The 13,522-nt window shown below is 72.6% G+C and carries 11 protein-coding genes; 8 read left to right on the top strand and 3 right to left on the bottom strand.

Translation table 11 applies throughout. The features are described from left to right. Nucleotides 1–187: 187 nt before the first annotated feature. Nucleotides 188–748 carry a hypothetical protein gene (locus QNO07_RS04915; RefSeq protein ID WP_283990252.1) on the bottom strand — a complete coding sequence of 187 codons (561 nt, stop codon included), beginning with the start codon at nucleotides 746–748 and terminating at the stop codon, nucleotides 188–190. Nucleotides 749–849: 101 nt separating this feature from the next. After that, a complete protein-coding gene (locus QNO07_RS04910; RefSeq protein ID WP_283990251.1) occupies nucleotides 850–1,533 on the bottom strand; it encodes a hypothetical protein in 684 nt (227 codons plus the stop codon). A gap of 237 nt (nucleotides 1,534–1,770) precedes the next feature. Between QNO07_RS04910 and QNO07_RS04905 the strand changes: the two genes are divergently transcribed. From QNO07_RS04905 to QNO07_RS04890, 4 genes are all read left to right on the top strand, one after another. Continuing rightward, on the top strand, nucleotides 1,771–2,637 hold the full coding sequence (locus tag QNO07_RS04905) for a bifunctional methylenetetrahydrofolate dehydrogenase/methenyltetrahydrofolate cyclohydrolase (RefSeq protein WP_283990250.1): 867 nt from the start codon (nucleotides 1,771–1,773) through the stop codon (nucleotides 2,635–2,637). Between the two features lie 3 nt (nucleotides 2,638–2,640). Further along, on the top strand, nucleotides 2,641–3,264 hold the full coding sequence (locus QNO07_RS04900) for a DUF3017 domain-containing protein (RefSeq protein ID WP_283990249.1): 624 nt from the start codon (nucleotides 2,641–2,643) through the stop codon (nucleotides 3,262–3,264). A gap of 484 nt (nucleotides 3,265–3,748) precedes the next feature. Beyond that, entirely contained in the window at nucleotides 3,749–4,846 is a 1,098-nt protein-coding gene (locus tag QNO07_RS04895; RefSeq protein ID WP_283990248.1) for a helix-turn-helix domain-containing protein, read from the top strand. Between the two features lie 245 nt (nucleotides 4,847–5,091). Next, nucleotides 5,092–6,081: a malate dehydrogenase gene (locus QNO07_RS04890; protein ID WP_283990247.1), complete on the top strand. Its 990-nt coding sequence runs from the start codon at nucleotides 5,092–5,094 to the stop codon at nucleotides 6,079–6,081. Between the two features lie 105 nt (nucleotides 6,082–6,186). Here the strand turns inward: QNO07_RS04890 and QNO07_RS04885 are convergent, their stop codons facing one another. After that, nucleotides 6,187–6,975: a LolA-like protein gene (locus QNO07_RS04885; RefSeq protein WP_283990246.1), complete on the bottom strand. Its 789-nt coding sequence runs from the start codon at nucleotides 6,973–6,975 to the stop codon at nucleotides 6,187–6,189. A 204-nt stretch (nucleotides 6,976–7,179) separates the two neighbouring features. Here QNO07_RS04885 and QNO07_RS04880 point away from each other — a divergent pair, with 204 nt between their 5' ends. The 4 genes from QNO07_RS04880 to QNO07_RS04865 all read left to right on the top strand — a co-directional run bounded on the left by QNO07_RS04880 (nucleotide 7,180) and on the right by QNO07_RS04865 (nucleotide 13,451). Continuing rightward, the gene (locus QNO07_RS04880; protein ID WP_283990244.1) at nucleotides 7,180–8,682 is read left to right on the top strand and encodes an aldehyde dehydrogenase family protein; all 1,503 of its coding nucleotides are present in this window, start codon (nucleotides 7,180–7,182) and stop codon (nucleotides 8,680–8,682) included. A 79-nt stretch (nucleotides 8,683–8,761) separates the two neighbouring features. Further along, nucleotides 8,762–10,303, top strand: coding sequence for a GMC family oxidoreductase (locus tag QNO07_RS04875; protein WP_283990242.1), 1,542 nt, complete (start codon nucleotides 8,762–8,764; stop codon nucleotides 10,301–10,303). Beyond that, complete coding sequence (locus QNO07_RS04870; RefSeq protein WP_283990241.1) at nucleotides 10,303–11,415, top strand: quaternary amine ABC transporter ATP-binding protein; 1,113 nt, start codon at nucleotides 10,303–10,305, stop codon at nucleotides 11,413–11,415. The genes QNO07_RS04875 and QNO07_RS04870 overlap by 1 nt, the downstream gene beginning before the upstream one ends. Beyond that, the gene (locus QNO07_RS04865) at nucleotides 11,412–13,451 is read left to right on the top strand and encodes an ABC transporter permease (RefSeq protein WP_283990240.1); all 2,040 of its coding nucleotides are present in this window, start codon (nucleotides 11,412–11,414) and stop codon (nucleotides 13,449–13,451) included. The genes QNO07_RS04870 and QNO07_RS04865 overlap by 4 nt, the downstream gene beginning before the upstream one ends. The last annotated feature ends 71 nt before the right edge of the window (nucleotides 13,452–13,522 follow it).

Here is a 13,522-nt window from a genome sequence, read left to right as displayed (position 1 = left end):
GACCGGGGCGGCGGCGGTGTTTTCACCCTAGCCGCGCACAGCTGAGCGGCGACCGTCCCTGAGGTGAGTTCGGCGCCGCGCGCCTCCCCCCGCCGGGGGAGGCGCGCCCCCGCCGGTCGGCGGGGCGCATGCGGCGAGGGCCGGACCCTTGCCGGGTCCGGCCCTCGCCGCATGCCGTGCGGTCCCGTCAGTAGCGGGGCTGCTCGAAGCGCTTGAACCAGGCCGCGCTCTCTCCGTTGGAGAGGAACACGATGCACAACACGCCCAGCGCGATCCACACCACACCCAGCGGGATGGCCGTCAGGCCGAACAGCACCGTGAAGGCCGCCCACACGATCGCGCCGACGCGGATGCCGCTGCCGCCCTGCTTGAACTTCAGGGCGAGGAAGATGCCCGCGGCGGCGTGGACCAGGTAGAGCACCAGGAAGAAGCCCATCAGCCCGGCGGGCACCTCGACACCGGCGGAGTCGGAGACGGCGTCCATGAAGTCCTCGGTGGCGACCGCCAGGACCAGCAGGAGCAGCAGGGACAGCAGGCCCTGGGCGCCGCCCATGATGAACATCATGACGCGGGTGTTCTTGACCTTGCCCGGTACCACCTCGGGTATCTGCGGGCCGCCGCCGTAGGGCTGGCCGACGGGGTACCCGCCCTGCTGCGGGTGCTGCGGGTAGGCGGCGTACCCGCCGGGCTGCTGCGGGTGCTGCTGCTGGGGGGTCTGGTACGGGTTGTTCGGGTCGGGCGTGGTCATCTTCGTTACCTTCTCGTTCGGGGAACATCGACGGTCGGGAACCCCGACAGCCGGGGACGTGGCGCGGGCCGGGCCGGGCGGCACCGGGCCGGCCGGGCCGCTCAGTACGTGGGGCGGTTGAACCACTCGGAGGCCGGGCGCAGCGAGCAGAACACGATGGTGACGATCGCGGTGGCCAGCCACAGCAGCGCGAGGACCGGGTTGGTGTCGCCCTCCCCGCCGAACAGCGCGAGGGTGGCGACGAGCGCGTTCACCGAGGCGGCGATGATCGCGGTGATCCGGGTGCCGGTGCGGCCCTTGCCGAACATCGAGGCCGGCACGATGTGCAGCGCGCCCATACCGCCGAGGAGGAGGAAGAACAGCACCGCGAGACCGGCCGCGAGGTCGCCCATGCCGCCGGGCAGGTCCGCGCTGATGCGCTGGGCGGTCAGTCCGACGACCAGCGAGATCAGCGCGAGCAGCGTCCAGATCGACCCGGCGACGAACAGCAGGACGCGGGCCGTGACCACCTGCCCGGGCATCGTGCCCCAGGCGCCGGGCGGATGGCCCGGGTGGCCGTAGGGCGGCGGCCCCGGCTGCTGGTGCGGGTACCCGCCTTGCTGCGGATAACCGCCCGGCTGCTGGAAGCCGTTCTGCTGCGGATGCCCGTACCCGCCCGACTGCTGCTGCGGATAGCCGTACCCGCCCGGCTGCTGCGGGTAGCCGTAGGGCGGCTGCTGCTGCGGCGGCGGTCCCTGCGGCGGCGGCTGGCCGCCGTAGGGGTGGTGCGGGTCGGGGTAGCTCATACGCGTCTCTCTCCGAGCGGTTCGTGGCGGCTGCGGCACCGTCCGGCCCGAGGAAGAATGAGGGAGATACCCAGTGCCGTGTCCCCCCAGCCGTCCCCGTTCGGCCGCAGCACTGGATGCCATCATCGACGCCGGGCGCCGGGGCTGTCCAGCCGGGTCCGCGAACCGTGGCGAGGCTGCAACGCCGGTTTGCCCCTGGATTGGTGACCTCAAGCCTCGATCCGGGAGGATGGGGTCATGAGCGCGCAGATTCTCGACGGCAAGGCCACCGCGGCCGTGATCAAATCCGAACTCGCCACCCGTGTGGAGGCACTGAGGACCCTGGGGGTGACGCCGGGGCTGGGCACCGTCCTGGTGGGTGACGACGTCGGCAGCCAGAAGTACGTGGCGGGCAAGCACCGCGACTGCGCCGAGGTGGGCATCGCCTCGCTGCAGCGCGAACTGCCCGCGACGGCGACACAGGAGGAGATCGAGGAGGTCGTCGCCGAACTCAACGCCAACCCGGAGTGCACCGGTTACATCGTGCAGCTGCCGCTGCCGAAGGGCATCGACACCAACCGGGTGCTGGAGCTCATGGACCCGGCGAAGGACGCCGACGGCCTGCACCCGACGAACCTGGGCCGGCTGGTGCTCGGTGAGCCCGCCGCCCTGCCCTGCACGCCGAACGGCATCATCGAACTGCTGCGCCGCCACGGTGTGGAGATCAAGGGCGCGGACGTCGTGGTGGTCGGCCGCGGCATCACGGTGGGCCGTTCGCTGCCGCTGCTGCTGACCCGCCGCTCGGAGAACGCCACCGTCACCCAGGTCCACACCGGCACCCGCGACCTGCCCTCGCACCTGCGCCGGGCCGACATCGTGGTGGCCGCCGCGGGCGTTCCGCACCTGGTCAAGGCGGAGGACGTCAAGCCCGGTGCGGCGGTGCTGGACGTTGGAGTCAGCCGGGGCGCGGACGGGCGGATCGCCGGCGACGTGCACCCTGGCGTGGCGGACGTGGCCGGCTGGCTGTCGCCCAACCCCGGCGGTGTCGGACCGATGACCCGGGCGATGCTGCTGGTGAACGTAGTGGAGGCCGCCGAGGCGGCGGCAGCGCGGATCGCGGGCTGAGCCTTGGACGCGCAGACCCCCGGCCCTGCCGGCCCGCCCGCCCCGGACGGCCGTCCGGTCCCCGACCCCGGGCCTGCGGCGGCGGACACCTCCGCCGCTGACGCGCCCACCGGCACCGGGCAGGCCGCTGACGCCGGGCAGGCCGCCGACGTGTCCGCACCCGACGCGCCTGCGCCCGAAGCCCCCGACGCACCTGTGCCGGCGCCCGCCCCCGTCGCCGCGCAGGCACGGGCGCGCGAGCGCCGGCGCGGACGGCGCTTCCCGGTGTTCACCCGCGGCACCGCCCGCCCCGAGGGCGGCGGCCGGGCCGCGCCGGGGGACGCGCCCGCGCCCTACCGGCAGTGGCCGCTGCTGACGGTGATGAGCGGAGTCGGCCTCGGCCTGCTGCTGCTCGTGGTGGACGCGCGGCTGGGCGCCCTCGTCGTCGGGGCGTCCGTCCTGGCCGGCGCGGCGCTGCGGCGGCTGGTGCCGTCGGTGGGCATGCTGGCCGTGCGGTCCCGGTTCACGGACCTGCTCACCTACGGCACGCTGGGCACGCTGATCGTGCTGCTGGCGCTCATGCTGCAGCCGGACCCGTGGCTGGAGATCCCGTTCCTCAAGGACATCCTCCGGTTCTCCGTCAGCTGACGGCCCGGCGGCGCCCTCCGGCTCCGGGGCCGGAACGCCCTCGCCCCTCGAAGTCGGCGGCGTTCCGGCCCCGGAGCGGCCCGCGCACGTGAAGTTTGTGTCACGACGTGGGAACAACACCGGTGCGCCGGAGAAGGAACCGGAACCCGGACGGCCGGAAGCGGGCCGCCGCGTCGGCCGACCGCCCGCCGGCCGCCACGAGCCGGTGAACGCGCCGCACCCCGTGTTCATCCGCGGTTTCCCCACCGGGCACGGGCGGCAGCGGGTGTGACTTACCGGGCGCACTCCGGCGCGCACGGTGATGGAGTGCGCTCCCCGCCCCCGCTCGCAAGCGATGCGGAATGCTCCGGCTGACGTGAGCGGGGCTCTGCCAGGTGGCACACTGGGCTAGCGCGACTTCCCACCGGACGGCGAGAGCCACCATCGGGACCGCGCGGCTCGAGGGGGAGCCACACAGCACGTACCGGGGGACAAGGGGAGGGCCATGCCTCGTTGGAAGGCGCTGCCGGAAGAACTGGATCCGGAGATCAGCGAGTTCGCACACCAGTTGCGGAGAGTCGTCGACCGCAGCGGCCTGAGCCTCGCCGCGGTCTCCGACCGCACGGGCTACAGCAGGACGTCCTGGGAACGGTATCTCAACGGCAGGCTGCTCCCGCCGCAGGGCGCGATATCCGCGCTCGCCGAGGCGACCCGGACGGACGTCGGCCACCTCGCCACCATGTGGGAGCTCGCCGAACGCGCCTGGAGCCGGGCCGAGATGCGCCACGACATGACGATGGAGGCCATCCGGATCTCCCAGGCCCGCGAGGCGCTTGCGAAGACCGGTTCCACGCCCATCGTGAAGAAGCCCCGCGGGCGCACGGCGAAGCCGGCCGCCCAGCGGTCGTCCGTCGCGGCCGGTCACGCCTCCGGCTCGGTGCGTACCGCCCCCGAGTCCTTCGAGCACACCGCGGTACTGCGCCGCCAGTCCCCGGCGCCGCAGCGCACGGCGAACGGCACCGGCCCGGCCGCGCAGTTCCGTGCGCCCGAGCCGCCCGGCCCGGCCGCCCGTCCGGCACCGTCCTCCCGCGCGGGCAGGGGCGGCAAGCCCTCCGGCGCCCGCCGCGGCCTGATGTTCCTCGCCGGGGTGGCGGGTGCGCTCGCCGTCATAGGAGTCGCCTTCTTCTTCCTCGACCTGGGCGGCAGCGGCCAGGCCGCGCCGGAGCCCGAGCCGGTGCCGACCAAGGTCGACCCCAAGCTCCCGGCCGGGGTCGAGTGCACCGGCGCCGACTGCGCCGGCAAGGACCCGGAGACGATGGGTTGCGGCGGCCAGTACGCCGAGACGACGTCCGACGCCATGATCGGCAACGCCTACATCGAGGTCCGCTACAGCGACGTGTGCAAGGCCGCCTGGGCCCGGGTCACCGACGCCGAGCCCGGCGCCACGGTCCGCATCACCGCGCACAAGAAGTCGCAGACGGACGAGGTCGGTGAGAACACCGACGGCTACACCAAGATGGTCGCCGCGAAGACCGACAGCTCCGCCCGGGTCTGCCTGGAGGGCGGCACGGGTCCGCAGGGCTGCACCACGGCCGCCGAGTAGCCTCCGCCGCCCGCGGAAGTCGTGTGCATGGACCCGCGACTTCGGGGAACGCGGATGCGCAACCCCCCCCACGGGTGCAGGACGCGCCCGGCAGTCGCCCGCCCTCCCCCTCTTCGAGCGGGCGGCTGCCCTGCGTGTGGACGAGGGGCCGTGCACGGTAGCCTGACGCGGGATCTCTTGATGTGGAGAGATCTCCGGGATCCAAGCGATCCAGCCGCCACTGTCAGGTTCAACGGAGACCCGCCATGACCCGCACTCCCGTCAACGTCACCGTCACCGGAGCCGCCGGCCAGATCGGCTACGCGCTGCTCTTCCGTATCGCGTCCGGCCACCTGCTCGGCCCGGACGTACCCGTCCGGCTGCGCCTGCTGGAGATCACCCCGGCCCTGGGCGCCGCCGAGGGCACCGCCATGGAGCTCGACGACTGCGCCTTCCCGCTGCTGCAGGGCATCGACATCTCCGACGACCCGAACACCGCCTTCGACGGCGCCAACGTGGCGCTGCTGGTGGGCGCCCGGCCGCGGACCAAGGGCATGGAGCGCGGGGACCTGCTGGAGGCCAACGGCGGCATCTTCAAGCCGCAGGGCAAGGCCATCAACGACCACGCCGCGGACGACGTCAAGGTCCTCGTGGTGGGCAACCCGGCCAACACCAACGCGCTCATCGCGCAGGCGGCGGCGCCCGACGTTCCCGCCGAGCGCTTCACCGCGATGACCCGCCTGGACCACAACCGCGCGCTGTCGCAGCTGTCGAAGAAGACCGGCGTGCCGGTGTCGGAGATCCGCAAGCTCACCATCTGGGGCAACCACTCCGCCACCCAGTACCCGGACGTCTTCCACGCCGAGGTCGCCGGCAAGAACGCCGCCGAGACGGTCAACGACGAGGCGTGGCTGGCCGACGAGTTCATCCCGACCGTCGCCAAGCGCGGTGCGGCGATCATCGAGGCCCGCGGCGCGTCCTCGGCGGCGTCCGCCGCCAACGCGGCCATCGACCACGTGCACACCTGGGTCAACGGCACGCCGGCCGGCGACTGGACCTCGATGGGCATCCCCTCGGACGGTTCCTACGGCGTGCCCGAGGGCCTCATCTCGTCCTTCCCCGTCACCTGCACCGACGGCCGCTACGAGATCGTCCAGGGCCTGGAGATCAGCGACTTCTCCCGCGCCCGGATCGACGCCTCGGTGCAGGAGCTGGCCGAGGAGCGCGACGCCGTCCGCGGCCTGGGCCTGCTCTGACCCACGCCCGGCAGGCCGGCGGTACGCCGCCGGCCGTCGCCGCTCCGGCCCGCGGGCCGGAGCGGCGCCCCCTTCCGGGACCCGCCCGCCGTCCCTCTCCGCGGCTCAGCCCGCAGGCCCGGGCCCGGTATCCGCGCCCGGAGCCGCCTCCGCGCCGGTGCCGCGGGCACGGTTGCGGCGCAGCTCGTCGACGTCCACCGACTCCGCGGCCGACGGCACGCGGGTGGGGACCGGCGTGCCGAAGTCCGAGAAGCGCATCGTTCCCGACTCCTCCGCCCCGGACTTGTCCACCCGCACCGGGTACGGCGTGCCCTCACGGGCCACGTGCAGCGTCGTGGAGCCGTGCTTCTCCCTGCGCGTCACGCTGACCACGCGCACCCCGTCGAGCGTGCCGGTCCGCGGCGCGCCCCAGTCGCCGCCGGTCTCCGCGGACGACTCGCGCAGACCCGCGAGGTCGCAGGTCCCCGACAGGCCCCCGAGTACGGGGTCGTCCACCGAGCCGTGCAGATAGCGGCCCCGGAACAGGGCGTAGGAGTTCTCGCCGGCCGCACCGGCCCGGCTCTTCCAGAACGCCTCGTCGGGCCTCAGCCACACCTCGTTGCCGCGTCTGACCAACTCGGCGGAACCCTCGCCCGCCTGGGCCACCGTGCCGCGGCAGTTCCCCTCGTCGTCCAGCGTGAGGTCGACCTCGGTGGCGCTGTCCGTCCCGCCGTCCAGGCTGATCCGCACCCGCAGCGACTCCGCCGACCGCAGGGCCTCCCCGGCCTGCTCGGACACCTCGGGGCCGGACCGCTCCGCCAGCCCGCCGCCCACCCAGCCGCAGCCCGCCAGCAGCGGGCCGGCCGCCAGGGAGGCGCACACCGTCCACAGCGGTACGCCGTGCTTCCTTCGCAACGTCCTGACCTCCACAGCGATACCGAGACACTTCGGTCCTTCACGCTAGGTGACAGAATCAGCGGGCGTGTCAGAGGTGACCAGGACCACTTATTCGAGTTTGTTGGACACTTGCAGACATGGAATGTGCGGTTCGGGGCAGGGGTGCCAGTTGCCACCGCGGACTGCGCACGGCAAATCGGTAGGGAAAGGCAGCAAACAGACGTGTCGGGACTCGAAACGATCCATGTAGACGGTGTGTGGCGGGCGGCTACAGCCGGTGACACCCGGGACGTGCTGAACCCGGCCGACGCCAGCGTGCTGGCGACGGTCGCCGAGGGCGGTACCGAGGACACGGACGCCGCGGTCGCCGCCGCCCGCCGGGCGTTCGACTCCGGCGAGTGGCCCGGCACGCCCACCGCGGAACGGGCCGCCCTGCTGCGCCGGGTCGCGGACCTGCTCCAGCGCGACCGCGAGGAGATCGCGCTCATCGAGTCCCGCGACACCGGCAAGACCGTGGAGGAGGGTCGCTACGACGTCGACGACGTCACCAGTGCCTTCCGCTACTTCGCCGACCTGGTGATGAACGAGTCCGGCGGCCGGGTGGTCGACGCGGGCGACGCCGACGTGCACAGCGTCGTCGTGCACGAGCCGGTCGGCGTCTGCGCGATGATCGCCCCCTGGAACTATCCGCTGCTCCAGGCGAGTTGGAAGATCGCCCCGGCGCTGGCCGCGGGCAACACCTTCGTCGTCAAGCCCAGCGAGGTGACCCCGCTGAGCACCGTGCACCTGATGCGGCTGCTGGTGGAGGCCGGACTGCCGGCCGGCGTCGGCAACGTCGTCACCGGCGCGGGCATGCCCGTCGGCGCCCGGCTGGCCGAGCACCCCGACGTGGACCTCGTGTCCTTCACCGGCGGGCTGATCAGCGGCGTCAAGGTGGCCGAAGCCGCCGCGCCCAGCGTCAAGAAGGTCGCGCTGGAGCTGGGCGGCAAGAACCCCAACGTGGTGTTCGCCGACGCCTGCGCCACCGAGGAGGGCTTCGACACGGCCGTCGACCAGGCCCTGAACGCCGCGTTCATCCACAGTGGCCAGGTCTGCTCGGCCGGTGCGCGTCTCATCGTCGAGGAGTCGGTGCGCGAGCGCTTCGTCACCGAACTGGCCCGCCGCGCCGAGCGCATCAAGCTGGGCCGCGGTACCGAGAAGGGCGTCGAGTGCGGACCGCTCGTCTCCCAGCAGCAGTTGGACAAGACCGAGGACTACGTGGCGTCCGCGCTCGCCGAGGGCGCCACGCTGCGCTGCGGCGGCAAGCGGCCCGAGCCGAGCGACGTGCGTCCCGCGAGCGGCTACTTCTACGAGCCGACGGTGCTGGACAACTGCCACCGCGGCATGCGCGTCGTGCGGGAGGAGACCTTCGGACCGATCCTCACGGTGGAGACCTTCACCGACGAGGACGGCGCGGTGGAACTCGCCAACGACACCGAGTACGGCCTCGCCGGCGCAGTCTTCTCCGGTGACACCGCACGGGCCCGGCGGGTCGCCGCCCGGCTGCGGCACGGCACCATCTGGATCAACGACTACCACCCCTACCTGCCGCAGGCGGAGTGGGGCGGCTTCGGCAAGTCCGGCGTCGGACGGGAACTGGGACTGACCGGTCTCGACGAGTACCGCGAGACGAAACACGTCTATGAGAACCTGCGGCCTTCCCCCGTCCGCTGGTTCGCCGGCTGAGCACCTTCCCGGCACCCCTTCGCGTAGCGCAACCTCCCTCAAGGTCGAGCAACACCCCTCAAGGAGCAGCACCCACCCCATGAGCGTTTACGACTACGTCGTCATCGGCGGCGGCACCGCGGGATCAGTGATCGCGTCCCGACTGACCGAGGACCCCGACGTGCGCGTCGCCGTCATCGAGGGCGGCCCGTCCGACATCGACCGCCCGGAGGTGCTGACGCTCCGCCGCTGGCTGGGGCTGCTCGGCGGCGAGCTGGACTACGACTACCCGACCACCGAGCAGCCGCAGGGCAACTCGCACATCCGGCACAGCCGGGCGAGGGTGCTGGGCGGCTGCTCGTCGCACAACACGCTGATCTCGTTCAAGCCGCTGCCGTCCGACTGGGACGAGTGGGAGGCGGCCGGCGCCACCGGCTGGAACGCCGCGACGATGGACCCCTACTACGGGCGGCTGCGCAACAACATCGTGCCGGTCGACGAGAAGGACCGGAACGCCATCGCGCGCGACTGGGTCGCGGCGGCCGTCGACACGCTCGGCGTGCCGCGCGTCGAGGGCTTCAACAAGCAGCCGTTCCACGAGGGTGCCGGGTTCTTCGACCTGGCCTACCACCCGGAGGACAACAAGCGCTCCTCCGCTTCGGTGGCCTACCTGCACCCGCACATGGAGGCCGGCGACCGCCCCAACCTGCACCTGATGCTGGAGACCTGGGCGTTCCGCCTGGAGCTGGACGGCGACCGGGTGACGGGGGTGCACGTCCGCGGCAAGGACGGCACCGAGCAGCTGGTGCGGGCCGAGCGCGAGGTGCTGCTGTGCGCCGGCGCGGTCGACACCCCGCGGCTGCTGATGCTCTCCGGTATCGGGCCCGCCGACGACCTGCGCGCGCTGGGCATCGACGTGTCGCACGACCTGCCGGGGGTCGGCGAGAACCTGCTGGACCACCCGGAGTCGGTCATCGTCTGGGAGACCGACGGGCCCATCCCCGACAACTCCGCGATGGACTCCGACGCCGGGCTGTTCGTCCGCCGCGACCCGAACTCCCCAGGTCCCGACCTGATGTTCCACTTCTACCAGATCCCGTTCACCGACAACCCCGAGCGGCTGGGCTACGAACGGCCCGAGCACGGCGTGTCGATGACGCCGAACATCCCCAAGCCCCGCAGCCGCGGCCGGCTCTACCTCACCAGCGCCGACCCCGAGGTCAAGCCGGCCCTGGACTTCCGGTACTTCACCGACGAGGAGGGCTACGACGGGCAGACGCTCGTCGACGGCATCAAGCTGGCTCGGAGGATCGCCCGGAGCGAGCCGTTCGCCAAGTGGCTCAAGCGTGAGGTGTGCCCCGGCCCGGAGGTGACCGGCGACGAGGAGCTGAGCGCCTACGCGCGCCAGGTCGCCCACACCGTCTACCATCCTGCCGGTACCTGCCGGATGGGCGCACCCGACGACCAGAATGCCGTGGTGGACCCGGAGTTGAAGATCCGGGGACTGCAGGGCATCCGCATCGCGGACGCATCCGTCTTCCCGACCATGCCCGCCGTCAACCCGATGATCGGCGTGCTCATGGTGGGCGAGAAGGCAGCCGACCTGTTGCACGCTTCTACGACACCGGGAGGTGTTGCCTGATGTCTGCGCCCGCTGAGACCGGCGAGTCCGCCGCGAACCGCCCCGAGCCCGCAGCCACCGAGCCGGTGTTCTCCGTCCGGAACCTGTGGAAGGTGTTCGGACCCAAGGCCGAACGAATACCCAAGGACCCCGAACTGGCCGCGCTCAGCGCTACCGAGCTGCGGGACCGCACCCGCTGCACGGCCGCCGTGCGGGACGTCTCCTTCGACGTGCAGAAGGGTGAGGTCTTCGTCGTCATGGGCCTCTCCGGCTCCGGCAAGTCCACCCTGGTGCGCTGCCTGACCCGCCTCATCGAACCCACCAGCGGCCGGCTGGAGATCGACGGCGAGGACGTCATCGCGATGGACAAGGGCCGGCTGCGCGAACTGCGCCGGCACCGCGCCGCGATGGTCTTCCAGCACTTCGGGCTGCTGCCGCACCGCAGCGTCCTGGACAACATCGCCTACGGCCTGGAGATCCAGGGCATGCCCCGCGCCGAACGCCGGGCCCGCGCCGCCGAGATGGTGGAGAAGGTCGGCCTGGACGGCCTGGGGGAGCGCCGCCCCGGACAGCTCTCCGGCGGCCAGCAGCAGCGCGTCGGCCTGGCCCGCGCCCTCGCCTCCGACCCCGAAGTGCTGCTGTTCGACGAGCCGTTCAGCGCCCTCGACCCGCTGATCCGCCGGGACATGCAGGAGGAGGTCATCCGCCTGCACCGCGAAGAGGGCCGCACCATGGTCTTCATCACCCACGACCTGTCCGAGGCGCTGAAGCTGGGCGACCGCATCGCGCTGATGCGCGACGGCGCGATCGTGCAGCTCGGCACCCCCGAGGAGATCGTCGCCAACCCGGCCGACGACTACGTGCGGGACTTCGTCCGCGACGTGCCGCGCGAGCAGGTCATCACCGTGCGCCGCGCCATGCGGCCCCCCGTCGGGGCCGAGGCCCGGACCGGGCCGGCGATCGCGCCGGGCACCCTCGTCGTCGACGCCATCGAAGCCGTGGCGCGTACCGGTGACCACGTCCGCGTCGCCGAGTCCGGCCGCACCCTCGGTGTCGTCGACAACGAGCAGCTGCTCGCGGTGGTCGCCGGACTCGACCAGGAACCCGAGGGCCGGGAGGTGGCGGCCGTATGAGTGCCGCCCCCGCCGTGCTCACCAAGACCGGCCTGCCGGTGGTGGAGGATCCGCTCCCGCCACCGGCGCCGTCCGATCAGCACCCGGTGCGCCGCGCCCTCGGCAACCCGAGGGTGGTGCTCGTCCTCGCCGCGCTGCTGGTGGTGGTGGTCAGCGCCGTCGTCACCGGCGCCGGCACCTGGCCCAGCGCCCTCGTCTACGACGTGCGCACCCCGCTGGAGGACCTCAACACCTGGCTGGTCAACAACCGGGACACGCACTGGATCTTCCTGTACTTCCTGCTGCACATCAGCAACACCGCCGAGTCCTCGGTGGCGAGCCTGAGCGAGCTGTTCACCTCCATGGGCTGGGTCGGCGTCACCGTCCTCGGCACCCTCATCGCCTGGTACGCCGGCGGCGCGAACCTGCGGCGGCGCGCGCTGCGCACCGGCGCGACCGCGCTCGCGGTGTTCACCGTCTGCGGCCTGCTCGGCATGTGGGCGCCCACCATGGACACGCTGGCCCTGATGACGGTCGCCGTCGCGGTGTCCGCCCTGCTCGGACTGCTGCTCGGCCTCGCCGCCGGCCTGTCCGACCGCTGCGAGCGGCTGCTGCGCCCGGTCTTCGACACCATGCAGGTGATGCCGGCCTTCGCCTACCTGCTGCCGTTCGTGCTGCTCTTCGACATCGGCGTGCCCTCCGCGCTGATCGCGACCATCATCTACGCGGCGCCGCCCATGGCCCGGCTGACCTCGCTCGGCCTGCGCAACGCCAACCCCGCCACGCTGGAGGCCTCCGCGTCGCTGGGCGCCAGCTCCTGGCAGCGGCTGCTCACCGCGCGGCTGCCGCTGGCCCGCAAGGAGATGCTGCTCGGCCTCAACCAGACGATCATGATGTGCCTGTCGATGGTCGTGCTCGCCTCGGTCGTCGGCTCCGGCGGCCTCGGCGACAAGATCTACCAGGCGCTCGGCAAGGTCAACGTCGGCCAGGCGCTCACCGCGGGCATCGCCATCGTGCTGCTCGCCGTGCTGCTGGACCGCACCACCGCCGCGGCCGGCGCCCGGATCGACGAGAGCACCGACCACGGCCGCGGCCCCGGCCGTGCCGACCGGCTGCGCGGCTGGCCCGCCTGGACCGGCCTCGCCGCCCTGACCGGCCTGCTCGCCGTCTTCGGCAGCCGCATCTCCGAACCGGCCTGGCCGGCCGACTGGCGGATCAACATCTCCCAGCCGGTCAACAGCTTCACCGACTGGTTCGAAAGCTCCCTCGGCTCCGGCGTGCCCGTCTTCGGCGGCACCATCACCTGGGCCAACAACTTCGCCAACTGGGTCCTCAACCCGCTGCGCAACGGCCTGGACGCCTCACCGTGGTGGGCGCTGCTGCTGCTGGCGGCGGCCCTCGCCTGGGCCGTCGGCCGCTGGCGGGCCGCGATCACCGCGACGCTGGCACTGGCCGCGATCGGCGTCATGGGCCTGTGGTCGAAGTCGCTGAACACCCTCTCCCAGGTGCTGCTCGGCCTGCTGGTCACCCTGCTGGTCGGTTTCGCCATCGGCATCGTGGCCGCCCGGGTGGAGCGGATCGAGCGCCTGCTGCGCCCGGTGCTCGACACCATGCAGACGATGCCGCAGTTCGTCTACCTGATCCCGGTCATCGCGCTGTTCGGCGCCGGCCGCACCGCCGGTATCGCGGCGGCCGTGGTCTTCGTGCTGCCGGCCGTCATCAGGATCACCACGCAGGGCCTCAAGCAGGTCGATCCGGCCGCGCTGGAGGCCGCCCGCTCGATGGGCGCCACCACCTGGCAGCAGCTGCGCCAGGTGCAGCTGCCGCTGGCGCGCGGCTCGCTCCTGGTCGCCGTCAACCAGGGTGTGGTCCTGGTGCTGTCCATGGTGGTCATCGCCGGCATGGTCGGTGGCGGCGCCCTCGGCAACGACGTCATCACCGGGCTGTCCCGCGGCGACCTCGCGATCGGCCTGCCCGCGGGCATCGCCATCGTCTGCCTCGGTGTGCTGCTCGACCGCCTCACCCAGCCCGGCCGCCGCGCGAAGGAAGCGCGGTGACCCGGGCCGCCGAACCCTCGGCCCGCCCGTCGCCCGCCGGCGGGCTCCGGGCCCTGACACCCTCCGGCACG

The sequence above is a fragment of the Streptomyces sp. 549 genome (assembly GCF_030124175.1).
Lineage (GTDB): Bacteria > Actinomycetota > Actinomycetes > Streptomycetales > Streptomycetaceae > Streptomyces.
This window is presented reverse-complemented; position numbering and strand designations above follow the sequence as displayed.

Coding starts and splice junctions, on each gene's coding strand:
- QNO07_RS04910 (WP_283990251.1), bottom strand. CDS start 1,533: ATGAGCTACCCCGACCCGCACCACCCCTACGGCGGCCAGCCGCCGCCG.
- QNO07_RS04895 (WP_283990248.1), top strand. CDS start 3,749: ATGCCTCGTTGGAAGGCGCTGCCGGAAGAACTGGATCCGGAGATCAGC.
- QNO07_RS04870 (WP_283990241.1), top strand. CDS start 10,303: ATGTCTGCGCCCGCTGAGACCGGCGAGTCCGCCGCGAACCGCCCCGAG.
- QNO07_RS04865 (WP_283990240.1), top strand. CDS start 11,412: ATGAGTGCCGCCCCCGCCGTGCTCACCAAGACCGGCCTGCCGGTGGTG.
- QNO07_RS04875 (WP_283990242.1), top strand. CDS start 8,762: ATGAGCGTTTACGACTACGTCGTCATCGGCGGCGGCACCGCGGGATCA.
- QNO07_RS04905 (WP_283990250.1), top strand. CDS start 1,771: ATGAGCGCGCAGATTCTCGACGGCAAGGCCACCGCGGCCGTGATCAAA.
- QNO07_RS04915 (WP_283990252.1), bottom strand. CDS start 748: ATGACCACGCCCGACCCGAACAACCCGTACCAGACCCCCCAGCAGCAG.
- QNO07_RS04890 (WP_283990247.1), top strand. CDS start 5,092: ATGACCCGCACTCCCGTCAACGTCACCGTCACCGGAGCCGCCGGCCAG.